The organism is Pulveribacter suum (assembly GCF_003013695.1).
In the GTDB taxonomy this organism is placed as follows: domain Bacteria; phylum Pseudomonadota; class Gammaproteobacteria; order Burkholderiales; family Burkholderiaceae_C; genus Melaminivora; species Melaminivora suum.
In genome coordinates this window covers 1,093,163-1,118,894 of the sequence record NZ_CP027792.1, presented here as the reverse complement: position 1 = coordinate 1,118,894, position 25,732 = coordinate 1,093,163, and the positions used below count along the sequence as shown (strand labels likewise).

Below are 25,732 nucleotides of genomic sequence, written 5' to 3'. Positions count from 1 at the left end.
GCGATTGTAGCAGCAGTTTTTGCCTCAATGAGGGTGGGCCGGGCCGCGCGCACCCCAGTCGGCCTGCCGCTCGCGCACGTACTGGTCGCGCGCCTTGACGGCCAGGTCGGGGTAGTTGGAGAACATGCCGTCCATGCCCAGCTCCAGGTAGCGCCGGTACTCCGCGGCAGCGGCGCCGGCTTCGGGCTGCGCGAAGGTCCAGCCATGCACCTTCAGGCCGACGGCGTGGGCCTGGTCGATGTACGCCTTGGTGATCGGATAGGCGCTGGCGTTGATGACCACCCCCACACCTTGGGCGAACGAAGCCACGTCCTTGAAGGTCAGCAGCACCGGCTGCGCTGCCTGGCCGATCACGCCCAGGCGAGCCACACCGTCCGCGCCCATGACGGCGGCGCCCAGCAGGATCTGCGGCAGGGGATTGCCCTGGGCCTGCGCCTTGACGTGCATGCTCCGTAGCGTCTGGTCGCTGAAGGACTGGATGAACACCCTGCTGCGGGCGCTGTAGCCGCCCTGCACCAGGGCTTTCAGGATGGCATCTTCCATCGCCGGGTCGGCCTGCTTGGCTTCCGGGTAGATGCCCACCTCGCGGCCCACCAAAGACCGCGACGACTGGGCCAGGCGGATCACCTCATCGAAGGTGGGCACGCTCCAGGGGGTTGCCGAGCCGGGGGCAAAGCCCGGGTAGCTGGCCTTGCCGGTGCCAGTCGGCTTCACGGCAAGGGTCTTGATCTCCGCCAGCGTGAAGTCGGCCACCTTGTAGCCGCCGCTGCGCGGGGGGAACAGCGCCGCCACGTTGGTGGTGCGCTCCAGCGTCTCGTCGTGCATGGCCACCAGTGCTCCGTCGCGGGTCAGCTGCAAGTCGGGCTCGATGTAGTCCGCCCCCAGGCGCATGGCCAGCTCGTAGCCGCCCAGCGTGTGCTCGGGCAGGTAACCGCTGGCGCCCCGGTGGGCGATGACGATCGGGCGGCTCTGGTCCGGCTCCAGGTCGTCACCCCCACCGCCGCATGCCGCCAGGGTGGCGCCGGCCAGCAGCGCAAACACAGCGCGTCGCTTCATGCCAGTCTCCTCAGGTTTTCAGTGAAGAAAACCATTATGGGCAGCCAGGCGACAGCTGCGTGACAGCCTGCCCGGCTCAGGCTGTTAACGCTGCTAGCCCGCCCATGTAGGGCCGCAGCACCTCGGGCACCGTGACGCTGCCGTCTTCGTTTTGGTAGTTCTCCAGCACCGCCACCAGCGTGCGGCCCACCGCCAGGCCCGAGCCGTTCAGGGTATGCACCAGTTCGTTCTTGCCCTGGGCGTTCTTGAAGCGCGCCTGCATGCGGCGGGCCTGAAAGGCCTCGCAGTTGCTGACCGAGCTGATCTCGCGGTACATGCCCTGCGCCGGCAGCCACACCTCCAGGTCGTAGGTCTTGGCGGCGCCAAAGCCCATGTCGCCGGTGGACAGGTTCATCACCCGGTAGGGCAGGCCCAGTCGTTGCAGCACGGCTTCGGCATGGCCGGTCATCTCCTCCAGCGCCTGGTAGCTCTGCTGCGGATGCACGATCTGCACCATCTCGACCTTGTCGAACTGGTGCTGGCGGATCATGCCGCGCGTGTCGCGCCCGTAGCTGCCGGCTTCGGAGCGAAAGCACGGCGTGTGCGCCGTCAGGCGCAGCGGCAGCTGGTTTTCGGCCAGCACTTCGCCGCGAACGATGTTGGTCAGCGGCACCTCGCTGGTGGGGATCAGGTACAGCTGCGCGTTGTCGGGCACGGGCTCGCCCTCCTGGCCGCCCTTTTTCGCGGCGAACAGGTCGCCTTCGAACTTGGGCAGCTGGCCGGTACCGCGGAGCGAGTCGGCGTTGACGATGTAGGGCACGTAGCACTCGGTGTAGCCGTGCTCCAGCGTCTGCACATCCAGCATGAAGGCGCTGAGCGCCCGGTGCAGCCGCGCCAGCGCCCCGCGCATGACCACGAAGCGCGAGCCCGCCAGCTTGCTGCCCAGCTCGAAATCGGCGCCCAGGGGCATGCTCAGGTCCACGTGGTCGCGCACCGGAAAGTGGAACTCGCGCGGCTGGCCCCAGCGGCGCAGCTCGACGTTGGCAGCCTCGTCGGCGCCCACGGGCACGCTCTCGTGCGGCAGGTTGGGCACGGCGGCCAGCATGGCGTGCAGCTCGGCCTGGATCTGTTCGAGCCGCGCGGCCGAGCCGTCCAGCTCGTCCTTCAACGCTGCCACCTGGGCCTTGGCGGCTTCGGCCGCGTCCTTCTCGCCCTTGCCCATCAGCGCGCCGATCTGCTTGGACAGCTGGTTGCGCTGGGCCTGCAGCTCCTCGGTGCGGGTCTGGATGGACTTGCGCTCGCCCTCCAGGCTTTGGAAGGCCTCCACGTTCAGGAAGGGCTGGGGGCTCTTGCGGGTTTCCAGCCGGGCCACGGCTGCGGGCAGGTCTTTGCGAAGGAGGAGGATATCGAGCATAGGACGCGATTTTAGGGCGGCGCCCGCATCCCGCAGCGGCGTGCAGCGCAGCCGATACCATCCGTCCAACAGGCAGGCGAAGGAGTCAGGCGATGTTTTTCGTGTTCGGCCCCTCGGGGCAGATGTACCGCGGCGGGCCGGATCAGCTGTCGCAGGTCGCGCCCGTACGGCGGGTGCAGCGTCCCCAGGCCCTGCGCACCCGCCCGGCGGACGTGCAGCCGCAGGAACAACCACAGCAGCCGCGGCAGCTGCCGGCGCCGGCCCCGGCGGCGCCCTCCATGCCGCTGCGGGTGCTGGACGCCGTCTCTGCCTACGTGCAAACCGAGCTGGGCCCCGCCGAGCCACGCCAGCCGCTGACGCGCGTGCGCGACGTGATGACCGAGGGGTCGCTCACGGTGGCGCCCGATGCGCGTGTCAACGACGCCTGGCTGACCCTGGCGCAGCACCGCATCGGCCAGGCGCCGGTGGTCAACGCGCAGGGCGCCGTGGTGGGCTTGCTGCTGCGCGCCGACATGGCGCCGCTGGACCTGCTGCCCGAGCCCGGCGCCATCAAGCAGGCCATTGCCCTGGCGCGGCGCCCGGTCAGCGAAGTGATGATCAGCCCCGTGCCCACAGTGACGGGCGACGCCGAACTGCGCCGCGTGGCCGGTGTGCTGCTGGACACCGGCCTGCCCGGCCTGCCAGTGACCGATGAGGGCGGGCGGCTGGCCGGCTTCATCTCGCGCACCGACATCCTGCGGGCCGTGGCGGCCGATCCGCCGCTGGACCTGTGGAGCTAGCGCACTATCAAAAGCATAGCTTCCAGCGCTTGCTCCACAAGGGATGAAGGCCAATTCGGCTTAGATATTTGCCGCCGGATCGGTGCTGATCTGCACCGTGGACAGGCGGGTGGCCAGCACCTTGTCGATGGTCTTGCCATCCATGTCCACCACCTCGAACTGCCAGTCTTCCCACTGCACCGTGTCGGTCACGTTGGGCAGCTTGCCGCTCAGCAGCATGACCATGCCACTGAGCGTGTGGTAGCGCCCACGCTCTTCTTCCGGGACGCTGGCCAGCTGCAGCCGGTCCTTGAGCTCGGGCACGGGGATGTGGCCGTCCAGCAGCCAGCTGCCGTCCTCGCGCTGCACGGCCCAGGCGTCTTCCGGGTCCAGCGTGCTGAACTCGCCGGTGATGGCCTCGATCAGGTCCTGCAGCGTGACGATGCCCTGCACCTCGCCGTACTCGTCGATGACAAAGGCCATCTGCACGTCCGACAGGCGGAAGTTGTCCAGCAGCTCCATGCCGTTGATGGTCTCGGGCACGTACAGCGCCGTCTGCAGCGGCACGTTGACCAGCTCACGCGCCGTCTCGTCGCGCAGGGCGCGCGACAGCCACTGGCGGGCGTTGAGCACGCCCAGGATGTTCTCCATGCCGCCGCGCACCACGGGAAAGCGTGCGTGGTCGGATTCTTCGATGTGCGCCAGGTTGGCCTCGAACGGCTCGCTGATGTCCAGGAAAACCACGTCCGCGCGCGGCACCATCAGCGAGCCGATCTGCCGGTCGTCCAGGCGGAACACGTTGCGCACCATCATGTGCTCGTGGGTTTCGATCACGCCGGCGCTGGTGCCCTCGGCCAGCACGGCGTGGATCTCGGCCTCGGTGACGGTGGCCGACGTCTCCTTGACCCCCAGCAGGCGCAGCAGGCCCTGGGTGGAGGCCGACAGCAACCGCACGAAGGGCTTGGTGGCAATGGCCAGCCAGTTGATGGGCCGGGCCACCAGACGGGCCAGCGACTCGGGGTAGCTCTGGCCCAGGCGCTTGGGCACCAGCTCGCCCACGACGATGGAGAAATACGTGATGACCACCACCACCAGGCCGGTGGCAATGTAGCCGGCGGTCTGCGCCTCCAGTCCCCGCGTCATCAGCCAGTCGCCCAGGGGCTTGGCCAACGCTGCCTCGCCCACGATGCCGTTCAGCACGCCAATGGACGTGATGCCGATCTGGATGGTGGACAAAAAGCGCGTGGGGTCTTCACCCAGCTTGGCAGCGGCGATGGCGCCGCTGTCGCCCTCATCGATCAGTTTTTGCAGCCGCGCGCGGCGCGCGGAAACCAGCGCCAGCTCGGACATGGCAAACAGGCCATTGAGCACGATGAGGGCGAAAAGTATGGCGATTTCCATAAGCGGGGAGGCCGATGTGCTCCCGTGGTGTGGTGGGGCGGAGATTGTAGGAAAGCCTGCATTGTGCAAGGGCTTGCCGCGCACGCGCCCTGCCCCATGCCGCACCTGCGTGTCGGTTTAGATGCCAAAAGTGGTGCAAACGCGCGCGCAGCATGCGCTGGAAGCTATGAAAGGTGTAGCAGCCGCGCCGGTGGCGCTGCCCGGCCTGCGCTCAGGCGGCCGGCGGTGCGTTGAGCTTCAGGCCCTTGGGCAGCGGAAACTTCACCGTTTCCTCGATACCGTCCATCTTGCGCACAGCCACGGCGCCCAGCGCCTTGATGCGCTCGATCACGGCCTGCACCAGCACCTCGGGCGCCGAGGCACCCGCCGTCAGGCCCACGCGCGCAACGCCTTCGAACCATTCGGCGCGCAGTTCCTCGGCACTGTCCACCATGTAGGCCGGCCGGCCCAGGCGCGCGGCCAGCTCGCGCAGGCGGTTGCTGTTGGAGCTGGTGGGGCTGCCCACGACGATGACCAGGTCCACCTGCGGGCTGAGCAGCTTGACGGCGTCCTGGCGGTTTTGCGTGGCGTAGCAGATGTCTTGCTGCTTGGGCTCGCGGATGCTGGGAAAGCGCGCCCGCACGGCGGCGGTGATTGCGGCGGCGTCGTCCACGGAGAGCGTGGTCTGCGTGACCACGGCGAGCTTGTCGGTCTGTGCGGGCTGCACGCGCGCCACATCCTGCACGTCCTCGACCAGATGGATGCCGCTATCGAGCTGCCCCATGGTGCCCTCGACCTCGGGATGGCCCTTATGGCCGATCATGATGAATTCGTAGCCTTCCTTGGCCAGCTTCGCCACCTCGACGTGCACCTTGGTCACCAGCGGGCAGGTGGCGTCGAAGATGGAAAAGCCGCGCGCCCGGGCCTCGTCCTGCACCGCGCGGCTGACGCCGTGGGCCGAGAACACCAGCGTGGCGCCCGGCGGCACATCGGCCAGCTCCTCGATGAAGATCGCGCCCTTGGCCTTCAGGTCGTTGACCACGTAGGTGTTGTGCACGATCTCGTGGCGCACGTAGATGGGCGCGCCGAACTTGACCAGCGCCCGCTCGACGATCTCGATGGCCCGGTCCACGCCCGCGCAAAAGCCGCGCGGCTCGGCCAGGATGATTTCTTGGGGGGTTTTCATATCAAGCCAGAAGATCCGTTGCGACGCAGCGCGCCGGTAAAAGACGCCAGCGGGCGCCGGCACTGGGCACGCCCCAAGCCGGCGGACGCCGCGCAAGGGCCGCCCCGCAGCGCCGGCGTCGTCCCCCTTCCCGCAGCGCAGCGCGCTGCGAGAAAAGGGGGAAGCGGCGCCAGCCGCTCAGGGGGTTGCCTCACAAGACTCCGATGAGCTGCACTTCGAACGTCACCGGCACACCCGCCAGCGGGTGGCTGAAGTCAAAGCGCACGGCCCCGTCGCCGCGCACCTCCAGCACCACGCCGGCGTACTGGCCCTGGCCGTCGGGCGTGGGGAACTGCACCACATCGCCAAGGGTGTATTCCTCGTGCGGGTCGCCCAGCTCGTCCAGCAGCTTCTTGGCCACCCACTGCTGCATGTCGGGGTTGCGCTCGCCGAAGGCCTCGCCGGCGGGCAGCTCGAAGGTCTGGCGTGCGCCTTCTTGCAGGCCGATCAGGCATGCTTCAAGCGCGGGCGACAGCTCACCCGTGCCCACCGACAGCGTGGCCGGCTTGTCCTCGAACGTGTTGATGACGTCGCCCGCAGGGCCCGCCAGGCGGTAGTGCAGCGTGAGGAAGGAGCCGGGCTGCACGACGGGCGTGCTCTCAGGGGATGCGGTCATGGCAACAATGCGGTGGAAGGCGCTGGATAAACTGCCCGCCATTGTAGGAAACCAGCGTTCGACCCCATGCCGCTCAAGGACCTTCCGCCCGACGCCCAGCCGCGTGAAAAGCTGCTCGCGCGCGGCCCTGCCGCCCTGGCCGACGCCGAGCTGCTGGCCATCGTGCTGCGCACCGGCATGGCCGGCAAGGGCGTGCTGCAGCTGGCGCAGGAGCTGCTGGCGCCGCCGCACCAGGGCGGCTTTGGCGGTATCGCCGGGCTGCTGCATGCCGATGCCGCGCAGCTGGCGGGCACCCGCGGCCTCGGGCCGGCCAAGCGCGCCGAGCTGCTGGCGGTGCTGGAGCTGTCGCGCCGCGCGCTGGCCCAGCAGCTGGCCGAGCGCGCCGTGTTCGACTCGCCCCAGGCGGTGCGCGACTACCTGCAGCTACACCTGGCCGCGCGCAGCCACGAGGTGTTTGCCGTGCTGCTGCTGGACAGCCAGCACCGCCTGATCGCCATGGAAGAGCTCTTCAGGGGCACGCTCACGCAAACCAGCGTCTATCCGCGCGAAGTGGTGCTGCGCGCCCTGCACCACCAGGCGGCCGCCGTCGTCCTGGCGCACAACCACCCCAGCGGCAGCGTGCAGCCCAGCCGCGCGGACGAGGCGCTGACGCAGACCCTCAAGTCCGCCCTGGCGCTGGTGGACGTGCGCGTGCTGGACCACGTCATCGTCGCGCCCGGCGCCTCGCTGTCGATGGCCGAGCAGGGCCTGGTGTGACGGCGCCGCGCCTGGCGCTGGCGGCGGCGCTGGTGCTGGCCGCCTGCACCCCGCTGCCGCCCGCGCCCGTTGCAACCTCCGTCTCAGCGCCCCAGGCCCCTGCGCTGCGCATCCTGGGCACGGCCGCCATCGCGCCCGGCACCGAGTGGGGCGGCACCCTGTTCGGCGGCATCTCCGGCATCGACAGCGACCCGGCCTCGGGCGAGTACCTGCTCATCAGCGACGACCGCTCCGTGCACGCCCCCGCCCGCGTCTATACCGCCCGCTTGAGCTATGGCGAAGGCGGCATGGCGCCGCCGCGCATTACCGGCGTGCGCCTGCTGCGCCACGCCAGCGGGCGGCCCTTCGCCAGCGCCCGATCCCCGCAGCCCGGCATGGACGTGCCCGACGCCGAGGGCGTGCGCTGGCTGCCCGGCGGCGCGCAGTTCCTCTGGACCAGCGAGGGCGACTTCACGCGCGGCTTCGGCCCGCAGCTGCGCGCCGCCCATGCCGATGGCACGCACGCGCGCACCTGGCAGCTGCCTGATTTTTTTGCCCCTGCGCCCGGCAGCGGCCCGCGCCGCAACGGCTCGCTGGAAGGCCTGGCCCTGGCGCCTGGCGGCGCCACCGCCTGGCTGGCCATGGAGCTGCCCTGGCTGCAGGACGGCCCGCCCGCACGGGCGCACAGCGGCGGCGCGCCGGTGCGCCTCACCGCCATCGACCTGGCCAGCGGCCGGCCGCTGCGCCAGATCGCCTACCAGCCAGACCCCGTGCCCCATCCGCGCCGGCTGCCCTTCGGGCCTGAGCTGAACGGCGTGAGCGATATCCTGGCCGAGGACGAGCACCACCTGCTGGTGCTCGAGCGCGCCTACAGCACCGGCCGCGGCTTTGCCGTGCGGCTGTACCGCATCGACACGCGCGAGGGCTCGGACACGCTGGCGCTGCCCGCCCTGCTGCCGGCCAACCACACGCCCGCGCCCAAGGCGCTGGTGGCCGACTTCACCGCTTTGGGTATCGACGTGGACAACCTGGAGGGCATGGCCTGGGGCGCGCCGCTGGCCGCAGGCGCCTGCGTGCTGGTGCTGGTGAGCGACGACAACTTCAACCCCGCGCAGACGACCCAGTTCATCGCCGCCGAGTACCGCTCGCCCGGCGGCGGGAATGCCCCCTGCGGTACAACCGGCGCCAGCCCATGACCGCCGCCGCCCGCCTCACCGCCCACAGCCTGGCAGACCTCAAGCCCCTGCGCCAGGCGCTGGCCGAGGCCGCGGCGCAGCAGGCTGCGCGCGAGCACGAGCGGCGCGAACGCGAGCGCCGCCTGCAGGCCGAGCGCAACCTGTTCGCCACCAGCGTCGGCGCGGTGCGCCCGCTCAAGGGCCAGGACGCGCGCCTGTGGCACGCGCCCGAGCCGCCCGAGCCCCTGCCCGTGCAGCGCCAGCTGGACGAGGAGCGCGTGCTGCGCGAGTCGATCAGCGACGAGTTCGACGTGACCACGCTGCTGGACGTGGACGACCAGCTGAGCTTTCGCCGCACGGGCGTGGGGCTGGACGTGACGCGCAAGCTGCGCTCGGGCGCCTGGAGCATCCAGCGCCAGCTGGACCTGCACGGCCTGCGCACCGACGAGGCGCGCGAAGCCCTGGGCGAGTTCGTCCGCCTGGCGCACCGCACGGGCCTGCGCTGCGTGCGCATCGTGCACGGCAAGGGCCTGGGCTCGCCGGGCAGGACGCCCGTGCTCAAGGGCCGGGTGCAGCGCTGGCTGGTGCAGAAGAAAGAGGTGCTGGCCTTCGTGCAGGCCCGGCCGCTCGATGGCGGCGCCGGCGCGCTGGTGGTGCTGCTGCAGCCGGGGCGGCGCAAAAATTAGCAGCCAAATCGGGCTCCAGCGCCCGCCAGTCAAGCGCTGGGAGCTATATCTTCAATAGCAATTCAGCGGTTGCGCATCCAGTCGGCCGTGCCCATGAAGCTCTCGGCCAGGCGCTCGCGCAGCGGCTGGGGCACGCCCACGTCGCCCATGGCCTGGTCCATGCAGGCAACCCACTGGTCGCGCTCCAGGATGCCGATGGAAAACGGCAGGTGCCGCGCGCGCAGGCGCGGGTGGCCGAAGCGGCTTTGGTAGTGGTCGGGCCCGCCCAGCCAGCCGCACAGAAACCAGAACAGCTTGTTGCGCGCGTCATCCAGCGTGCTGCCGTGCGTGGCGCGCAGCTCGGCGTAGCCGCTCTCCAGGTCCATCAGGTCATAAAAGCGGTCCACCAGGGTGCGCACGGCGGTCTCGCCGCCGATCGCTTCGTATGGGGTGGTGGCCTGCGCCTGCTCCGTCGTCGTCATGGCGGCGGATTGTAGGAAGGGCGACAAGGGCGCGCCGGCCCCGGGTCAAACGGTCAACCGGCCAAACCGCCGACAGGTCAAAGGGCGGCCGCGCCGGGGCGGGTCTGCATCGAATCGGCCCAGCCCTCGTCCGGCGCCCCCCGGCCGGCCGGCTGCTGGTTGCGCGAGTTGGAGCGCCACACGCCGCCGGCCCAGGACAGCTGGGGCTCGGTGCGGTACCAGAACCACTGGCCGTCGGCGTCCTGCGCCAGCCAGTTCCAGCCCTCGGGGGCCTGCGACCAGTCGGGTGTCCAGGGGGCTTCGGGGGTGGTTTCAGGCGTGTCGGTCATGGCTTCACATTCTTGATGAAAAACGGCTCTGGCGCCCACCAATCAAGCGCCGGCAGCTATCGAAGATATAGCATCATGACGCTGCCTGGCGCAGCGTCTGCACCACCGGGCGGCGCAGCACGTCGCGCAGGCCCCACCAGCCGGCAGCCAGCGCCAGCAGCGCGCCGGCCAGGGCGCCGGCCACTGGCACCCACAGCGGCGCGCCCCACTCGAAGTCGAAGACCTCGCGCGCCAGCAGCCAGGCCAGCGCCACGGCCACGCTGCTGGCCAGAAAGCCGGCCAGCAGGCCCACGCCCGCCAGCTCGGCCCGCTGCACCTGGCGCAGCAGCCGCGCCTGCGCGCCCAACGCCCGCATGATGGCGAACTCGCGCGCCCGCTCCTCGCGGGTGGCGGTGACGGCGGCGAACAGCACCACCAGCCCGGCGGCCAGGGTGAAGACGAACAGAAACTCCACCGCGCGGATGACCTGCGTCAGCACACCCTGCACCTGCGCCAGCGTGGCGCCCATGTCCACGCTGGTGATGTTGGGGAAGTCATGCACCAGGGCGTTGTCGAAGCCGGCAGCCGGCGGCGCGCGAAACGCCGCCAGATAGGTCAGCGGCACGTCCGGCATCTCGGCCAGCGGGTACAGCACGAAGAAGTTGGCGCGCATGGAGCCCCAGTCCACGTGGCGCAGGCTGGTGATGCGCGCTTCGCTGGCCACGCCGCCGATGTCAAAGCGCAGCGCGTCGCCCAGGCGCAGGCCCAGGGTCTTGGCAATGCCGTCCTCCACGCTGATCGCACCCGGCTCGCCATCCGTCCAGCGGCCGGCGGTGAGGCGATTGTGTTCCGGCATCTCGGCCGTGTGCGAGAGGTTGAATTCGCGGTCCACCAGGCGGCGGGCGCGCTCATCCGGGTAGTCCGCCAGATGCACCTCGCGCCCGTTGATGGCCACCAGGCGGCCGCGGAACATGGGGTACCAGTCGTAGCCGGCCACGCCGGCGGCGGCCAGGCGGGCGCGGAAGGCATCCGCCTGCTCGGGCAGGATGTTGATGACGAAGCGGTCGGGCGCCTGCGCCGGGGTGGCGCGCTGCCAGCTGGCGATCAGGTCGGTGCGCAGCAGCACCAGCAGCACCAGCGCCAGCAGGCCCACGGCCAGGCTGCTGACCTGCACCACGGCGTAGGCCGGCCGGGCGGCGATCTGGCGCGTGGCCAGCACCAGCCAGCGCGGGGCGGTGGCGCCCGGCACCAGGCGCGCCAGCAGCCGCACGGCGCCCCAGGCGAGCAGGGCGAACAGCAGCACGGCGCCGGCAAAGCCGCCCAAGGCGATGGCCCCCAGCCGCACGTCGCGCGCCACCACCAGCAGCAGCGCGCCAAAGCCGGCCAGCCCGGCGGCCAGCACGGCAGCTGATGCCGGGCGCGGCCCGGCCAGGTCGCGGCGCAGCACGCGCAGCGGCGGCACGCGGGCCAGCTGCAGCACCGGCGGCAGCCCGAAGGCCACCATCAGCGCCAGCCCCACACCCAGGCCGAGCACCGCCGGCCAGGGCGTGGCGGGCGGCAGGTCGGCTGCCACCAGCCCGCCCAGCAGCTGCACGAAGACGTGGTGCACGGCAAAGCCCAGGGCCGCGCCCAAAGCGCTGGCGGCCAAGCCCACGGCCAGGAACTCCAGCGCGTAGGCCAGCGCGATGCGGCGCTGGGGCAGGCCCAGCACGCGCAGCAGCGCCGCGGCGTCCAGGTGGCGGGCGGCGAAGGCGCGCGCGGCCAGCGCCACCGCCACGGCCGCCAGCAGCGCCGCCAGCAGCGCCACCAGGTTCAGGAACTTCTGCGCCCGCTCCAGCGCCACCCGCATCTCGGGCTGGCCGCTGTCGATGGATTCCACGCGCACGCCACGCATGCCCTCCTTGGCCGCCTCCCGCGCGGCCCAGGCGGCGTAGCGCTGCGCAGCGCGCGGCGCGCCGGCCACCGCCAGGCGCCAGGTGATGCGGCTGGCCGGCTGCACCAGGCCGGTGGCGGGCAGGTCCAGCGCATTGACCATGACGCGCGGCGCAAAGGCCATGAAGCCGGCACCGCGGTCGGGCTCCAGCGTGATGACGCGGGCGATGGTCAGGCGCGCGTCGCCCAGCAGCAGCGCGTCGCCCACACCCAGGCCGAGCGCGGCCAGCAGCGGGCCGTCCACCCAGGCCTGGCCGGGCGCCGGAATGTCGTTGGTGGGCTGGCCGGGTGCGCCGGACGCGCCTGCCACCTGCAGCCGCCCGCGCAGCGGGTAGCCGGGCTCCACGCTTTTGAGGGCCACCAGCCGGCTGGCTCCGCCCTGCGCGTCGCTGGCGCGGGCCATGGTCGGAAAGCCCAGCGTCGTGGCGCTGACCAGGCCCAGCGCTTTCGCCTGCGCGGCAAAGGCGGCCGGCGTGGGGTTGTCGCTGGCCACCACCACGTCGCCGCCCAGCAGCTGCAGCGCGTCGCGCGCCAGGGCGCCCTGCAGGCGGTCGGCAAAGAAGCCCACGGAGGTGAGCGCCGCCACGGCCAGCGCAGTGGCCACCATCAACAGGCGCAGCTCGCCGGCGCGCAGGTCGCGCCACAGCGCCCGCCAGGCCAGCGCGCCAGCGCCCGGCCTGCGCGGCTCAGACATAGCGCAGGGCGGTAGGGGGGCGGCACAGTCCCCACAGGTGCATGCCGGATTCGCGCGCCAGCTGCAGCGCCAGCGTGGTGGGGGCGGAGATGGTGGCAAACGCCGGCACACCCAGGCGCGCGCATTTGCGCACCAGCTCGTAGCTGGTGCGGCTGGTCATGACGACAAAGCCCGGCTCGCCCAGCCGCCCGGCCAGCGCCAGGCGGCCAAAGAGCTTGTCCAGCGCGTTGTGGCGGCCCACGTCTTCCAGCACCTCGGTCAGCTCGCCCGCGGGCGTGGCCCAGCCGGCGGCGTGCAGCGAGCCGGCGCGGGCGTTGAGCGGCTGGCGCGCCGCCAGGGCCTCAAAGGGGCGCAGCACGGCCTGCACGTCCAGCACATCGCGCCAGGCGGGGGCGGGGACGGATTCGGGGCGCAGGTCCAGCGCCTGCAGGCTGTCGATGCCGCACACGCCACAGCCCGTGCGCCCCACCAGGGCGCGGCGGCGCTCCTTCAGTCGCATGAAGTGGCGCGGCGGGATTTCGATGTGCACGGCGCGGCTTTCGTCGGGCGTGCCCTCGCCGTGCACGTGCACCTGCACGTCGCGGCATTCGTGCGCCTGCTCCACCACGCCTTCGCTCAGGGCAAAGCCCACGGCAAACTCGGCCAGCTCCAGCGGCGTGGCCATCATCACGGCGTGGGAGATGCCGTTGAAGACCAGCGCAACGGGCACCTCGGCGGCCACCTGCACCGCTTGCATGGCTGCGGCGCCGCCGCATTGCCACTGCTGCGCCAGCAGCGGGCGCAGAGCGGCGGCAGCAGGCAGCACGGGCGCCCCGGCAAGAAACTCGATTGCGGACATGGCCGCACGATACCAGCCGCCCTCCTCGTCCTGCAGGGCACGCGCCGCCGCCCGAGTGCCCCACTGGGACATAGACCCCGGCACTATGATGGTTGAGGCCGAGCGGGCCTGTTGCGCCCCGCTCTTTGACTAAGTGCTAACCCGCACCGGCTTTGCGCCGTAAGCGGGGAAGATGGCACGACAACACAACAGTATTTCCCCACGACAGGAGGTTCCATCATGGACATGAACCGCCGGCACTTCTTCCGCGTGAGCGGGGCAGGACTGGTGGGCTCGAGCCTGGTCGCCATGGGCTTTTCGCCCGCGACCGCGCTTGCCGAGGTACGCCAGTACAAACTGGCCGCTGCCACGGTCACCCGCCAGACCTGCACTTATTGCTCCGTTGGCTGCGGCCTGCTCATGTATTCGCTGGGCGATGGCGGCAAGAACGTCAAGAGCTCGGTCATCCACATCGAAGGCGACCCGGACCATCCGGTCAACCGCGGCACGCTGTGCCCCAAGGGCGCCGGTCTGCTGGACTTCATCAACAGCCCCAACCGCCTGCTGTACCCCGAGTACCGCGCGCCCGGCACCAACGAGTGGAAGCGCCTGTCCTGGGACGATGCGCTGACCCGCATCGCCAAGCTGCTCAAGGACGACCGCGACGCCAATTTCCAGGCCAAGACGGATGACGGCCTGACCGTCAACCGCTGGCTGACCACCGGCATGCTGGCGGCCTCGGCCTCCAGCAACGAAGCCGGCTACATGACCTACAAGGTTGCCCGCTCCTGGGGCATCCTCGCATTCGACAACCAGGCACGTGTTTGACACGGCCCGACGGTGGCAGGTCTTGCCCCGACGTTTGGCCGTGGAGCGATGACGAACCATTGGGTCGACATCAAGAATGCGGACGTTATTTTGATCATGGGCGGCAATGCCGCCGAAGCACACCCGTGCGGTTTCAAGTGGGTCACCGAAGCCAAGGCGCACAACAAGGCGCACTTCATGGTGGTGGACCCGCGCTTCAACCGCTCGGCCTCGGTCGCCGATTTCTATGCCCCGATCCGTTCGGGCTCTGACATCGTGTTCCTGGGCGGGATGATCAATTACCTGCTCAGCAACGACAAGATCCAGCACGAGTACGTGCATAACTACACGGACTTCAGCTTCATCGTGCGCGATGACTACGAGTTCGTGGACGGCATCTTCTCGGGCTACAACGAGGAAAAGCGCACCTACGACAAGAAGAGCTGGGACTACGAGCTGGGCGACGACGGCTACGTGTTGACCGACCCCACGCTGCAGCACCCGCGCTGCGTGTACCAGCTCATGAAGAAGCACTACGCGAGCTACACGCCCGACAGGGTGGAGAGCGTCTGCGGCACGCCCAAGGACAAGTTCCTGCACGTGTGCGAGAAGTTCGCATCCACCGCCGTGCCGGGCCGCGCTGCGACCATCATGTACGCGCTGGGCTGGACGCAGCACTCGATTGGCTCGCAGATCCTGCGCTGCGCGGCCATGGTGCAGCTGCTGTGCGGCAACATCGGCGTGGCCGGCGGCGGCATGAATGCGCTGCGCGGACACTCCAACATCCAGGGCCTCACCGACCTGGGCCTGCTGTCGTCCAGCATGCCCGGCTACCTGACGCTGCCCAGCGAGAAGGAGCAGGACTACGCCGGCTACATGGCCGCACGCACGCCCAAGACGCTGCGCCCGGGCCAGATGAACTACTGGCAGAACTACCCGAAGTTCCACGTCAGCCTGATGAAGTCGCTCTTCGGGGCGGCGGCCACGGCCGAGAACAACTGGGCCTTCGAGTACCTGCCCAAGCTGGACAAGCAGTACGACATGCTGCAGGTCTTCCAGCTCATGAACGAGGGCAAGGTCAACGGCTACATCGCGCAGGGCTTCAACCCGATCGCGTCGCTGTCCAACAGCACCCGCGTGCGTGACGGCCTGGCCAAGCTGAAGTTCCTGATCATCATGGACCCGCTGGCCACGGAGACGTCGGAGTTCTGGAAGAACTACGGCGAATTCAACGACATCGACACGGCCAGCGTGCAGACGGAGGTCTTTCGCCTGCCCACGACCTGCTTTGCCGAGGAAGAAGGCACGGTGGTCAGCTCGTCCCGCGTGCTGCAGTGGCACTGGAAGGCCGCCGAGCCGCCGGGCGAGGCACGCACCGACGTGGCCATCATGGCCGCGCTGCACCTGCGCCTGAAGGCGCTGTACCAAAAGGACGGGGGCGCCTTCCCGGACCCCATCCTCAACCTGGACTGGAAGTACGCTCAGACCGCGCATCCCACTTCCGAGGAGATCGCTAAGGAATACAACGGCCGCGCGCTGGTGGACCTGGTGGATCCCAAGGACGCCACCAAGGTGCTGCGCGCCGCCGGCCAGCAGGTGGCCGGTTTTGCCGAGCTGCGTGACGACGGCACCACGGCCTGCGGCTGCTGGATCTATGCCGGCGCCTGGACGCAGGCGGGCAACCAGATGGCACGCCGCGACAATTCCGACCCCACAGGCATCGGCAACACGCTGAACTGGGCCTGGGCCTGGCCGGCCAACCGCCGCGTGCTCTACAACCGCGCCTCGGCGGACGTGCAGGGCAAGCCGTTCGACCCCAAGCGCAAGCTGGTGGAGTGGAACGGCAAGGCCTGGGTGGGCGCGGACGTGCCCGACACCGGCGTGGGCATCGCGCCCGAAACCGGCAACGGCCCGTTCCTGATGAACCCGGAGGGCGTGGCGCGCTTCTTTGCGCGCAAGGGCCTGGCCGAAGGGCCGTTCCCGACGCACTACGAGCCGTTCGACACGCCGGTCGGCCATAACCCGATGTACCCGAACAACCCCAAGGCCACGTCCTCGCCGGCCGCGCGGGTGTTCGACCACATCTGGGACACCTTCGGCAAGGCGCAGGACTATCCCCACGTGGGCACGACCTACCGCCTGACGGAGCACTTCCACTACTGGACCAAGCACGCGCTGGTCAACGCCATCACCCAGCCCGAGCAGTTCGTGGAGATCGGCGAGGCGCTGGCCAAGGAGCTGGGCATTGCTGCGGGCGACCGCGTCAAGGTCAGCTCCAAGCGCGGCCACATCAAGGCCGTGGCGGTGGTGACCAAGCGCATCAAGCCGATGACGATCGAGGGCAAGACCGTGCACCACGTGGGCATTCCCATCCACTGGGGCTTCAAGGGCCTGACCAAGCCGGGCTACCTGGCCAACATCCTGACCCCCTTCGTGGGCGACGGCAACACCAACACGCCGGAATTCAAGACCTTCCTCGTGAAGGTCGAGAAGGCCTAAAGGAGTCACGAGATGGCATTGCAATCCCTTGACATCCAGCGCGTGTCGGCCACCACATCGCCCGCGCCGCAGGCGCGCAACCCGCATGCGGGCGACGTGGCCAAGCTGATCGATGTCTCCAAGTGCATCGGCTGCAAGGCCTGCCAGACGGCGTGCATGGAGTGGAACGACCTGCGCCAGGAGCCTGGCCAGACCTACGGCACCTACGACAACCCCACGGACCTGACGCCCAACGCGTGGACGGTGATGCGCTTCACCGAATACGACAACGAGCAGACAGGCAACCTGGAGTGGCTGATCCGCAAGGACGGCTGCATGCACTGCGAGGATCCGGGCTGCCTGAAGGCTTGCCCGTCGCCCGGCGCCATCGTGCAGTACACCAACGGCATCGTGGACTTCCACGAGGAGCACTGCATCGGCTGCGGCTACTGCGTGACCGGCTGCCCGTTCAACGTGCCCCGCATCTCGGAGAAGGACAACAAGGCCTACAAGTGCACCCTGTGCTCGGACCGCGTGGCGGTGGGCCAGGAGCCCGCCTGCGTCAAGACCTGCCCCACCGGCGCCATCGTGTTCGGCACCAAGCAGGCCATGAAGGACCATGCGGCCGAGCGCATCGTGGACCTGAAGGAGCGCGGCTACCAGGACGCCGGCCTGTACGACCCGGTGGGCGTGGGCGGCACGCACGTCATGTACGTGCTGCACCACGCAGACAAGCCGTCGCTGTACCAGGGCCTGCCGGACGCGCCGCGCATCAGCCCCATTGTCAGCCTGTGGAAGGGCGCATCCAAGCCCCTGGCCATGGTCGCCCTGGGCGCAGCGGCGCTGGGCAGCCTGTTCCACTTCATCACCAAGGGCCCCAACGAGGTCTCCAAGGAGCTGGAGGAAGAGATGGAGCGCCAGGACCGTGAGGCGGAAGCCGCCGCGAAGGAGACCCTGCCATGAGACGCAACCCACGCGATCTGCCGCGCTACACCGCCGGCGAGCGGCTGAACCACTGGATCACCGGCATCTGCTTCATCCTGCTGGCGTTGTCGGGCCTGGCGTTCTTTCACCCGGCGTTCTATCCGCTGGTGCAGTTCTTCGGCGGCGGCCCGTGGGCGCGCATCCTGCACCCCTACATCGGGGTGGTGATGTTCGTGTTCTTCCTGGGCATGGTCATCCGCTTCGCGTCGCTGAACCTGTTCGAGCGGCGCGACGTGCAGTGGCTGAAGAACGTCGGGCAGATGATCGACGGCGACGACCACAACATGCCCGAGCAGGGCAAGTACAACGGCGGCCAGAAGCTGGTCTTCTGGGGTTTCCTGCTGTGCATGCTGCTGCTGCTGGCCAGCGGCGTGGCCATGTGGCGCGCCTGGTGGACGCTGCCGGTGAACATGGTGCGCCTGGCGTCCGTGGTACACGCGGCGATCGCGGTGGTCATGCTGCTGTTCTTCATCCTGCACGTGTATGCGGCCATCTGGACGCGCGGCACCATCCGCGCCATGCTGTACGGCACCGTCACGCGGGCCTGGGCCAAGCAGCACCACCGCGGCTGGTATCGCAAGATCACCGGAGACAACAGCTGACCACCCCCGAGGCGCCTGCGGCGCCTCCCCTTCGAGGGGGCGACGCCAGCGGCCGGGCCAAGCCCGGTCCGCAGCGTCTGCTGGCCTGCCGCGGCGCACGAACAAGACGTTCCTGCCTTTAGCAAGCCTCAGCTGCTACCCTTGCTCCTGCCGCCGCCGGCCCGTGCCGACCGGCGGCGGTTTCATTTCTGGAGTTGTTTTTCCATGCAACGTATCTTGCAGCCGGGCGACATCGAAGCCCTGGACCGCACCAGCCCGACGCGGGTGCGCCTGCCGCAGCCGGCCAGCCTGTTTGCCGAGCGCGCCGCGCGCCTGGCGCAAAAGGCCGAAGGCAACCCCATCGCCGACTACCTGCGCTTTCTGTCGCACCTGGCACGCGCCCAGCAGCACGCCGCGGCCAGCGTGCAGACGGCCGCGCCCGATGCCGAGCTGATCGCCCGGGCGCAGGAGCATTCCATGCCGCTGATGCCCGCGGCCAGCCACGTGGACCCGGCCTGGCATGGCGTGCTGGACCAGCTGGTGCAGGCCTGTGCGGGTGCGCCCGCGCTGCCCGAAGCCCTGGCGCCGGTGCTGGAGCGCCTGCGCACCATGGCCGGCGAGGAGCGCGACACGCTGGCGCGCCGCGTGCTGGTGGGCCTGCTCAGTGAAAGCGAAGACCTGGCCGCTGCGCCCCTCGTCATGGCGGCGCTGCAGGTCGTGTTTGCCGACCGCGCCAGCCGCCTGCGCGAGGCCGACATCCCCTACACCGAACCGGCCACCATCTGCCCCGTGTGCGCCACCGCGCCCGTGGCCAGCGTGCTGCGCATCGGCGGGCAGTCCGCGGGTCTGCGCTACCTGCACTGCGGCACCTGCGCCACCGAGTGGCACATGGTGCGCATCAAGTGCAGCCACTGCGAATCCACCCAGGGCATCCGCTACCAGGGCCTGGAGCAGCTGGAGCCCGGCGCGGCCCAGGCGGATCAGGCGGTGCTGGCCGAGACCTGCGACGCCTGCCACACCTACCGCAAGCTGGTGAACCAGGAGAAGGACCCGCTGGGCGAGCCCCTGGCCGACGACCTGGCCACGCTGATGCTGGATCTGCTGATGGGCGAGACCGACTACGCCCGCGCCAGCATGAACCCGCTGCTGCCGCTGTCGGACGCCGACCCCTCGGCCGACCCGCTGCCGTGATGGACGCCGGCGCCGCCCCGCCGGCCGCGCGCCTGCCGGGCGTGGACCGGGTGCTGTCCACCCCGCTGGCGCGCAGCCTGGCCCAGGAGCACGGCGCCAGCGCCACCACCGCCGCCGTGCGCGCCGCCATCGACGCGCTGCGCCCGGCAGCCCTGGCCGGCGAACTGGCGCCGCAGGCCTTGATGGCCGACGCCGTGGCCGCCCAGGCCCAGGCCCGCCTGGCGCAGCGCCAGGCGCCGCGCCTGAAGGCGGTGTTCAACCTGACCGGCACGGTGCTGCACACCAACCTGGGCCGCGCGCTGCTGCCCGACGCCGCCGTGCAGGCCGTCGTTCAGGCCCTGACCACACCGGCCAACCTGGAATACGACCTGGCCACCGGCGGGCGCGGCGACCGCGACGACCTGGTGGAAGACCTGTTGCGCGAGCTGACCGGCGCCGAGGCCGCCACCGTCGTCAACAACAACGCCGCGGCGGTGCTGCTCACGCTCAATGCCCTGGCCGCGCGCAAGGAAGTCATCGTCTCGCGCGGCGAGCTGGTGGAAATCGGCGGCGCCTTCCGCATCCCGGACATCATGGCCCGCGCCGGCACCCGGCTGGTCGAGGTGGGCACCACCAACCGCACCCACGCGCGCGATTACGAAGACGCCATCGGCCCGCGCACCGCCCTGTTGATGAAGGTGCACTGCAGCAACTACGCCGTCACCGGCTTCACCAAGAGCGTGGGCGAAGCCGAGGTCGCTGCCATCGCCCACGCCCGCGGCCTGCCGCTGGCGGTGGACCTGGGGTCGGGCACCCTGGTGGACCTGGCCCAGTGGGGCCTGCCGCACGAGCCCACCGTGCGCGAGGTGGTCGCCGCGGGCGCCGACCTGGTCACCTTCAGCGGTGACAAGCTGCTGGGCGGCCCGCAGGCCGGCCTGATCGTCGGCCGCAAGGATTTGATCGCCAAGATCAAGAAGAACCCGCTCAAGCGCGCCCTGCGCGTGGGCAAGCTCACCCTGGCAGCGCTGGAGCCGGTATTGCGCCTGTACCTGGCGCCCGAGCGCCTGCCCGAGCGGCTGACCACCCTGCACCTGCTCACGCGGCCCCAGGCCGACATGCAGGCCCAGGCCCAGGGCCTGCTGGCGCCCCTGCAGGCCGCGGTGGGCGCCGGCTACAGCGTGCGCGCCGCGCCGTGCTTCAGCCAGATCGGCAGCGGCGCCCTGCCCAAAGGCACCCTGCCCAGCTGGGCGCTGGCCGTGCAGCCCGTCAACGCCAAGCGCGGCGGCCGCCTGCTGGCGCAGCTGGAAGTCGCGCTGCGCGCCCTGCCCCGCCCCGTCATCGGACGCATTGAGGGCGGCGCGCTGTGGCTGGACCTGCGCTGCCTGCAGGCGCACGAGGCGCCCGCCTTTGCCGCCCAGCTGGCCCTGCTGGCGCCGCGGGAAGGCGAGACGTAAATAGTCGTCAAATTGGCCTACAGCGCTTGCTGGACAAGCGCCAGCAGCTATCAAAATAATAGTCCTCGCCACTTCACCATGATCATCGGCACCGCCGGCCACATCGACCACGGCAAGACCTCGCTGGTGCGCGCCCTCACTGGCGTGGAGACCACCCGCCTGCCCGAGGAGCGCCGCCGCGGCATCTCCATCGAACTGGGTTACGCCTACCTGCAGGACGAGAACGGCGCCCCGTCGCTGGGCTTCGTGGACGTGCCCGGCCACGAGCGGCTGCTGCACACCATGCTGGCCGGCGCCACCGGCGTCGCCCACGCCCTGCTCGTCGTGGCGGCCGACGACGGCGTCATGCCGCAGACGCGCGAGCACCTGGCCGTGGTGGCCCTGCTGGGCGTGACGCAGGCCACGGTGGCCATCACCAAGATCGACCGGCTGGAGCCCGCCGTGCGCGCCGCCCGCCTGGACGAGGTGCATGCCCAGGTGCGCGCCCTGCTGGCCGGCACGGCCTTGGCGCATGCCCCCCTGTTCGACGTCTGCGCCACCACCGGCGAGGGCGTGGACGCGCTGCGCGCCCACCTGCAGGCCGCCGCCCGCGCGCCGCAGGGCGCCGCCGGCGCCCAGGCCCTGCGCCTGCCCATCGACCGCGCCTTCACCCTGGCCGGCGTGGGCACCGTGGTCACCGGCACCCTCGCCAGCGGCCAGGTGCGCGTGGGCGACGAGCTCAGCATCACCCCCGGCCCCGGCGGCGCGCCCCGCAGCGTGCGCGTGCGCGGCCTCCACGCGCACAACCAGCCGGCCGAGTCGGCCCACGCCGGCCAGCGCTGCGCCCTGGCCCTGGCCGGCGTGGCCAAGGACGAAGTGCACCGCGGCCACTGGGCCTGCACCCCCAGCGTCGCCCTGGCCACCACCCGCATCGACGTGCAATGCCAGCTGTGGCCGCACGAGGAACACGCCCTGCGCTCGGGCACGCCCGTGCACGTGCACCTGGGCACCAGCGACGTGGTCGGCTCCATCGTGCTGCTGCAGCAGGACCAGTTGCTGCCCGGAGGCACCGCCCTGGCCCAGCTGGTGCTGCACGCCAGTGTGGCCGCCTGGCATGGCGACCGCGGCGTGCTGCGCGACGCCTCGGCCACCCGCACCCTGGCGGGCGTGCGCGTGCTCGACCCTTTCGCGCCCCAGCGCTGGCGCCGCACGCCCGAGCGCCTGGCGCAGCTGGCCGCGCTGGCCCTGCCCGGGCGGCCTGAGCGCATCGCCGCGCTGCTGCAGCACGCGCCCCTGGGCCTGCCGCTGGCGCAGACTGCCCGCGCCGAGGGCCTGGCCGACACCGCCGCCCTGCCCCTGCCGCCAGGCGCGCTGCTCATCGACGGCGGCGCCCTGGCCTTGTCGCCCGCCGCCCTGCAGGGCCTGTGCACGCTGGTGCTGGAGCGGCTGCAGGCCTTCCACGCCAGCAACCCTGACGAGATCGGCCCCGACGCGCGCCGCCTGCGCCGCCTGGCCGCCCCGCGCGCGGGCGATGCGCTGTGGCACTACACCGTGCAGCATCTCGTCGCCAGCCAGGCCGTGGCGCGCACCGGCCACTGGCTGCACCTGCCCGAACACGCTGCGCGGCTGAACGCCGCCGAGCAGGCACTGGCCGAGCAGCTGCTGCCGCGATTGCTGGACGGCGCCTTCGAGCCGCCCTGGGTGCGCACCCTGGCCGCCGACCTGGCCGCCCCCGAAGCCCTGGTGCGCCAGACCCTGGCCAGCCTGGCGCGGCGCGGGCAGGCCTTCCAGGTGGTCAAGGACCTGTACTACCCGCTGCCCACGCTGGAGCGCCTGGCCGCCCTGGCGCGCGGCTGCCAGCAGGCCGACGGCGGCCTGAACGCCGCCGCCTTCCGCGACGCCACCGGCCTGGGCCGCAAGCGCGCCATCCAGGTGCTGGAGTTCTTCAACCGCGTCGGCCTCACCCGCCGCGTGAAGGATGCCCACCTGCTGCGCCCGGACACGGCCCTGTTCGGCCAGGAGATGGGCCAAGAGATGCGCCGGGACATGCCCCAGGAGGCGGGCTAGGAGCCTGTACCATCCACGCCTGCGCCCGGCCACGCGGCGCACAAGTCTCTCTTGAAGGAAGGGAAGCGTCCCTGGTGGGGCGCCCGGGCTTCAAACCCGGTGGACTGCGCCACGCGTGGTCGGAAGGTTCGACTCCTTCTCCTTTCCGCCAATTCCGATGGCGCACTGCCAAACAAACAGGCCGCATCGGCGGCCTGTTTCGGTTATCTATGCAATCAGCCTTTCAGGGGCGCGGCGAGAAATGCCCAACCCATGTCTCGCTCTTGATGACGGATGAGCCGAATTTCCCAAGGAACTCGCTGCGCGTATAGCTGCTTTGCGTCAGTGGTGCCGCAATTGCCTTGTCAAGTGCATACACCGTCAATTTGTAGGTGTGCCGATTTGGCGGGTTTGGCCCTTGGTAGCCGGCGCGGCCATCAAAGGCGGTCCCAAAAAGCACGCCGGCAATGGACGCCAGGTTTTCACCCTCTGCAATCTGGACCTTGTGGGAGGGCAGATTGAAGACGTTCCAATGAACGCAGGCCTTGTCTGCCACGCCGCACGGAGCCACTTCGTCGTCCATCACGATGGCAATGGATTTAGTTTCGGCCGGCAATGCCGTGATGCTCAGCTCAGGCGACAGGTTGCTGCCTCCCTGTTGCGTATAGGCATTGCGCAGGGGGATTTCGCCACCATTGGGATAAGAAGAGGAAGTGATCTCCAGAGGCGTGGACGGCACCGGTGGCGCAGGCTCTTGCGGCTGTTGTGGCTCGGCAGGCGGGGTCGGCTGGCTTGGTTGCTCCGGCACGGAAGGGCTATCCGGGTTTTGCGGCACCTCCGGCTGCGAAGGAGTCTCAGGCTCTGGGGGCTGCGGCTGAGGAGGGGTCTGGCCGGGCTCACCCGGCACCACCGCCCCTGGAGGGGGTGTTTCAGGGGTCTGAGTCTCCCCTCCTTTATCTCCGCCTCCGCATGCCACCAAAGTGGTTACCGCTGCCACGTTCAGCAAAAAACTTTTGACCTGCATTAAGCCTCCCCGTTGATTGTTAATCGCCCCCTCATCAGGAGCTTAGCAAGTGTAACCAGGTATTGCTGCACTCCCTGCTCCTCTCGACAATCAGTAGCTGACGGCCATGGGCTGCCTGTAATATCCGCCGCCTTGCGGTGGCGTGGGTGCTTTACATCCCTGAGTGAATGGCCGGCCCCAAACTCGAGATGCCGCTCTTTTCTCCCTCATTCCCAGGCCGATAGCCTGAGCATTCCACGCACGCAGGATGAGCTAGCCCCGCTGCCGTGGCATTGCAGACCTCATCCATCGCTGTTTTCCGCTGCTGCCTGCCGTGCCTGCACTTTATGAGCCAACAACCCTCCAGCCTTCGCACTGAGCGAGCCGGCCAATCAACCCCCTATGCACAGCACGACTTCGACGTCCTCATCGTCGGCAGCGGCCTGGCCGGCCTGACGGCTGCGCTGGCACTCGCCCCCACGCACCGCGTGGCCGTGCTGACCAAGCGTGCGCTGCAGGACGGCGCCAGCGGCTGGGCGCAGGGCGGCATCGCCGCCGTGCTGGCCGAAGGCGACAGCTTCGATGCGCACGTGAGCGACACCCTGGTGGCGGGCGCTGGCCTGTGCGACCTGGCCGCCACGCGCGCCGTAGTGGAAGGCGCACCGGCGGCGATCGCCTGGCTGCAGCAGCTGGGCGTGCCGTTCTCGCACGAGGACGGCCAGCTGCACCTGACACGCGAGGGCGGCCACGGCGCGCGCCGCATCGTGCACGCGCAGGACGCCACCGGCACGGCCGTGCAGCGCACGCTCATCGAGGCGGTGCGCGCCGCGCCCGGCATCACGGTCTTCGAGCAGCACACGCTGGTGGACGTGATCACCGCGCGCAAGCTGGGCTCGAGCGGCGGCCAGCGCTGCCTGGGCCTGTATGCGCTGGATGAAGCCACCGACGAGGTGCATACCTTCCGCGCGCCGCGCACCATCCTGGCCACCGGCGGCGCGGGCAAGGTGTACCTCTACACCACCAACCCGGACACCGCCACGGGCGACGGCATCGCCGCTGCCTGGCGCGCGGGCTGCCGCGTGGCGAACCTGGAGTTCATCCAGTTTCACCCCACCTGCCTGTACCACCCGCAGGCCAAGTCGTTTTTGATCACCGAGGCGGTGCGCGGCGAGGGTGGGCGGCTGCTTTTACCGGACGGCACGCGCTTCATGCCACAGCACGACGCACGCGCCGAACTCGCCCCGCGCGACGTGGTGGCGCGCGCCATCGACTTCGAGATGAAAAAGCGCGGCCTGGACTGCGTGTACCTGGACATCTCGCACCAGGGCCGGGATTTCATCCTGGAGCACTTCCCCAACATCGCCGCGCGCTGCGCCGAGCTGGGTATCGACATCACGCGCCAGCCGATTCCCGTGGTGCCGGCGGCGCACTACACCTGCGGCGGCGTGCTCACCGACCTGTCCGGGCGCACCGACATCCCCGGCCTGTACGCCATCGGCGAGAGCGCCTGGACGGGCCTGCACGGCGCCAACCGGCTGGCCAGCAATTCGCTGCTGGAATGCATGGTGCTGGCACGCGCCGCGGCCGCGCACATCGCCAGCAGCGCCGCAGCCGAGCTGCCCGCATTGCCCGCCTGGGACGACAGCCAGGTGCAGGATGCCGACGAGTGCGTCGTCATCTCGCACAACTGGGAGGAGCTGCGCCGCTTCATGTGGGACTACGTGGGCATCGTGCGCACCGACAAGCGCCTGGAGCGCGCGGCGCACCGCATCGCTCTGCTGCAAGGCGAAATCGCCGAGTTCTACGCCCACTTCCACGTCTCACGCGACCTGCTGGAGCTGCGCAACCTGGTGCAGGTGGCCGACCTGATCGTCCAAAGCGCCCAGGCGCGCCGCGAAAGCCGCGGTCTGCACTACAGCCGCGACTGGCCCGAGCTGGCCGCCCCGGCCGCGCCCACCATCCTGGTGCCGCCGGCGCGCTGACCCCCCATTTCC

The 25,732-nt window shown here is 70.1% G+C and carries 21 protein-coding genes and 1 tRNA gene; 12 read left to right on the top strand and 10 right to left on the bottom strand.

Annotated features, from left to right (window positions below):
- Window positions 1-24: 24 nt before the first annotated feature.
- Both C7H73_RS05080 and serS read right to left on the bottom strand, forming a co-directional pair.
- Window positions 25-1,056, bottom strand: a complete 1,032-nt coding sequence (locus C7H73_RS05080; RefSeq protein WP_106845652.1) for a glycerophosphodiester phosphodiesterase family protein — start codon at window positions 1,054-1,056, stop codon at window positions 25-27.
- Between the two features lie 76 nt (window positions 1,057-1,132).
- Entirely contained in the window at window positions 1,133-2,449 is a 1,317-nt protein-coding gene (serS, locus tag C7H73_RS05075; RefSeq protein ID WP_106845651.1) for a serine--tRNA ligase, read from the bottom strand.
- Window positions 2,450-2,541: 92 nt separating this feature from the next.
- Here serS and C7H73_RS05070 point away from each other — a divergent pair, with 92 nt between their 5' ends.
- Entirely contained in the window at window positions 2,542-3,228 is a 687-nt protein-coding gene (locus C7H73_RS05070; RefSeq protein ID WP_106845650.1) for a CBS domain-containing protein, read from the top strand.
- Window positions 3,229-3,288: 60 nt separating this feature from the next.
- Here C7H73_RS05070 and C7H73_RS05065 read toward each other — a convergent pair whose 3' ends face one another.
- The 3 genes from C7H73_RS05065 to C7H73_RS05055 all read right to left on the bottom strand — a co-directional run bounded on the left by C7H73_RS05065 (window position 3,289) and on the right by C7H73_RS05055 (window position 6,428).
- Window positions 3,289-4,608 carry a hemolysin family protein gene (locus C7H73_RS05065; protein ID WP_106845649.1) on the bottom strand — a complete coding sequence of 440 codons (1,320 nt, stop codon included), beginning with the start codon at window positions 4,606-4,608 and terminating at the stop codon, window positions 3,289-3,291.
- 211 nt (window positions 4,609-4,819) lie between these two features.
- The gene (gene ispH / locus C7H73_RS05060; RefSeq protein WP_106845648.1) at window positions 4,820-5,773 is read right to left on the bottom strand and encodes a 4-hydroxy-3-methylbut-2-enyl diphosphate reductase; all 954 of its coding nucleotides are present in this window, start codon (window positions 5,771-5,773) and stop codon (window positions 4,820-4,822) included.
- A gap of 190 nt (window positions 5,774-5,963) precedes the next feature.
- Window positions 5,964-6,428 carry an FKBP-type peptidyl-prolyl cis-trans isomerase gene (locus C7H73_RS05055; RefSeq protein WP_106845647.1) on the bottom strand — a complete coding sequence of 155 codons (465 nt, stop codon included), beginning with the start codon at window positions 6,426-6,428 and terminating at the stop codon, window positions 5,964-5,966.
- 66 nt (window positions 6,429-6,494) lie between these two features.
- On the opposite strand from C7H73_RS05055, the gene radC reads away from it, so the two are divergent.
- Genes radC through C7H73_RS05040 form a run of 3 tightly spaced genes read left to right on the top strand, consistent with a single transcriptional unit; the run spans window position 6,495 to window position 9,024 of the window.
- The gene (radC, locus tag C7H73_RS05050) at window positions 6,495-7,184 is read left to right on the top strand and encodes a RadC family protein (protein ID WP_106845646.1); all 690 of its coding nucleotides are present in this window, start codon (window positions 6,495-6,497) and stop codon (window positions 7,182-7,184) included.
- Entirely contained in the window at window positions 7,181-8,359 is a 1,179-nt protein-coding gene (locus C7H73_RS05045; protein WP_106845645.1) for an esterase-like activity of phytase family protein, read from the top strand. The genes radC and C7H73_RS05045 overlap by 4 nt, the downstream gene beginning before the upstream one ends.
- On the top strand, window positions 8,356-9,024 hold the full coding sequence (locus C7H73_RS05040) for a Smr/MutS family protein (RefSeq protein WP_106845644.1): 669 nt from the start codon (window positions 8,356-8,358) through the stop codon (window positions 9,022-9,024). The genes C7H73_RS05045 and C7H73_RS05040 overlap by 4 nt, the downstream gene beginning before the upstream one ends.
- Window positions 9,025-9,086: 62 nt before the next feature.
- On the opposite strand, the gene C7H73_RS05035 is transcribed toward C7H73_RS05040, so the two are convergent.
- The 4 genes from C7H73_RS05035 to fdhD all read right to left on the bottom strand — a co-directional run bounded on the left by C7H73_RS05035 (window position 9,087) and on the right by fdhD (window position 13,257).
- Window positions 9,087-9,485 (bottom strand): group II truncated hemoglobin, encoded by a 399-nt coding sequence (locus C7H73_RS05035; RefSeq protein WP_106845643.1) that lies wholly within the window; start codon window positions 9,483-9,485, stop codon window positions 9,087-9,089.
- Between the two features lie 77 nt (window positions 9,486-9,562).
- Window positions 9,563-9,814: a hypothetical protein gene (locus C7H73_RS05030; protein ID WP_106845642.1), complete on the bottom strand. Its 252-nt coding sequence runs from the start codon at window positions 9,812-9,814 to the stop codon at window positions 9,563-9,565.
- Between the two features lie 73 nt (window positions 9,815-9,887).
- Complete coding sequence (locus tag C7H73_RS05025) at window positions 9,888-12,419, bottom strand: ABC transporter permease (RefSeq protein ID WP_106845641.1); 2,532 nt, start codon at window positions 12,417-12,419, stop codon at window positions 9,888-9,890.
- A complete protein-coding gene (gene fdhD, locus C7H73_RS05020) occupies window positions 12,412-13,257 on the bottom strand; it encodes a formate dehydrogenase accessory sulfurtransferase FdhD (RefSeq protein ID WP_106847543.1) in 846 nt (281 codons plus the stop codon). Before fdhD ends, C7H73_RS05025 begins: the two co-directional genes overlap by 8 nt.
- 219 nt (window positions 13,258-13,476) lie before the next feature.
- On the opposite strand from fdhD, the gene fdnG reads away from it, so the two are divergent.
- From fdnG to C7H73_RS04985, 7 genes are all read left to right on the top strand, one after another.
- On the top strand, window positions 13,477-16,542 hold the full coding sequence (gene fdnG, locus C7H73_RS05015) for a formate dehydrogenase-N subunit alpha (RefSeq protein WP_157948320.1): 3,066 nt from the start codon (window positions 13,477-13,479) through the stop codon (window positions 16,540-16,542).
- Between the two features lie 12 nt (window positions 16,543-16,554).
- Window positions 16,555-17,484, top strand: a complete 930-nt coding sequence (fdxH, locus tag C7H73_RS05010; protein WP_106845639.1) for a formate dehydrogenase subunit beta — start codon at window positions 16,555-16,557, stop codon at window positions 17,482-17,484.
- On the top strand, window positions 17,481-18,107 hold the full coding sequence (locus tag C7H73_RS05005; protein ID WP_106845638.1) for a formate dehydrogenase subunit gamma: 627 nt from the start codon (window positions 17,481-17,483) through the stop codon (window positions 18,105-18,107). Before fdxH ends, C7H73_RS05005 begins: the two co-directional genes overlap by 4 nt.
- 204 nt (window positions 18,108-18,311) lie before the next feature.
- A complete protein-coding gene (gene fdhE, locus C7H73_RS05000; protein WP_106845637.1) occupies window positions 18,312-19,277 on the top strand; it encodes a formate dehydrogenase accessory protein FdhE in 966 nt (321 codons plus the stop codon).
- Complete coding sequence (gene selA / locus C7H73_RS04995) at window positions 19,277-20,710, top strand: L-seryl-tRNA(Sec) selenium transferase (protein ID WP_106845636.1); 1,434 nt, start codon at window positions 19,277-19,279, stop codon at window positions 20,708-20,710. The genes fdhE and selA overlap by 1 nt, the downstream gene beginning before the upstream one ends.
- A 78-nt stretch (window positions 20,711-20,788) precedes the next feature.
- The gene (selB, locus tag C7H73_RS04990) at window positions 20,789-22,756 is read left to right on the top strand and encodes a selenocysteine-specific translation elongation factor (RefSeq protein WP_106845635.1); all 1,968 of its coding nucleotides are present in this window, start codon (window positions 20,789-20,791) and stop codon (window positions 22,754-22,756) included.
- A 56-nt stretch (window positions 22,757-22,812) separates the two neighbouring features.
- Window positions 22,813-22,907 (top strand) — tRNA-Sec (locus C7H73_RS04985).
- A 72-nt stretch (window positions 22,908-22,979) separates the two neighbouring features.
- Here C7H73_RS04985 and C7H73_RS04980 read toward each other — a convergent pair.
- Complete coding sequence (locus C7H73_RS04980) at window positions 22,980-23,543, bottom strand: YbhB/YbcL family Raf kinase inhibitor-like protein (protein WP_157948319.1); 564 nt, start codon at window positions 23,541-23,543, stop codon at window positions 22,980-22,982.
- Window positions 23,544-24,085: 542 nt separating this feature from the next.
- Here C7H73_RS04980 and nadB point away from each other — a divergent pair.
- On the top strand, window positions 24,086-25,720 hold the full coding sequence (gene nadB, locus C7H73_RS04975) for an L-aspartate oxidase (protein ID WP_106845633.1): 1,635 nt from the start codon (window positions 24,086-24,088) through the stop codon (window positions 25,718-25,720).
- Window positions 25,721-25,732: the final 12 nt, after the last annotated feature.

Bases quoted from the DNA above. Each gene is read 5' to 3' on its own strand.
- C7H73_RS05080 (WP_106845652.1), bottom strand. From the start codon at position 1,056: ATGAAGCGACGCGCTGTGTTTGCGCTGCTGGCCGGCGCCACCCTGGCG.
- serS (WP_106845651.1), bottom strand. From the start codon at position 2,449: ATGCTCGATATCCTCCTCCTTCGCAAAGACCTGCCCGCAGCCGTGGCC.
- C7H73_RS05070 (WP_106845650.1), top strand. From the start codon at position 2,542: ATGTTTTTCGTGTTCGGCCCCTCGGGGCAGATGTACCGCGGCGGGCCG.
- C7H73_RS05065 (WP_106845649.1), bottom strand. From the start codon at position 4,608: ATGGAAATCGCCATACTTTTCGCCCTCATCGTGCTCAATGGCCTGTTT.
- ispH (WP_106845648.1), bottom strand. From the start codon at position 5,773: ATGAAAACCCCCCAAGAAATCATCCTGGCCGAGCCGCGCGGCTTTTGC.
- C7H73_RS05055 (WP_106845647.1), bottom strand. From the start codon at position 6,428: ATGACCGCATCCCCTGAGAGCACGCCCGTCGTGCAGCCCGGCTCCTTC.
- radC (WP_106845646.1), top strand. From the start codon at position 6,495: ATGCCGCTCAAGGACCTTCCGCCCGACGCCCAGCCGCGTGAAAAGCTG.
- C7H73_RS05040 (WP_106845644.1), top strand. From the start codon at position 8,356: ATGACCGCCGCCGCCCGCCTCACCGCCCACAGCCTGGCAGACCTCAAG.
- C7H73_RS05035 (WP_106845643.1), bottom strand. From the start codon at position 9,485: ATGACGACGACGGAGCAGGCGCAGGCCACCACCCCATACGAAGCGATC.
- C7H73_RS05030 (WP_106845642.1), bottom strand. From the start codon at position 9,814: ATGACCGACACGCCTGAAACCACCCCCGAAGCCCCCTGGACACCCGAC.
- C7H73_RS05025 (WP_106845641.1), bottom strand. From the start codon at position 12,419: ATGTCTGAGCCGCGCAGGCCGGGCGCTGGCGCGCTGGCCTGGCGGGCG.
- fdhD (WP_106847543.1), bottom strand. From the start codon at position 13,257: ATGTCCGCAATCGAGTTTCTTGCCGGGGCGCCCGTGCTGCCTGCTGCC.
- fdxH (WP_106845639.1), top strand. From the start codon at position 16,555: ATGGCATTGCAATCCCTTGACATCCAGCGCGTGTCGGCCACCACATCG.
- C7H73_RS05005 (WP_106845638.1), top strand. From the start codon at position 17,481: ATGAGACGCAACCCACGCGATCTGCCGCGCTACACCGCCGGCGAGCGG.
- fdhE (WP_106845637.1), top strand. From the start codon at position 18,312: ATGCAACGTATCTTGCAGCCGGGCGACATCGAAGCCCTGGACCGCACC.
- selA (WP_106845636.1), top strand. From the start codon at position 19,277: ATGGACGCCGGCGCCGCCCCGCCGGCCGCGCGCCTGCCGGGCGTGGAC.
- selB (WP_106845635.1), top strand. From the start codon at position 20,789: ATGATCATCGGCACCGCCGGCCACATCGACCACGGCAAGACCTCGCTG.
- nadB (WP_106845633.1), top strand. From the start codon at position 24,086: ATGAGCCAACAACCCTCCAGCCTTCGCACTGAGCGAGCCGGCCAATCA.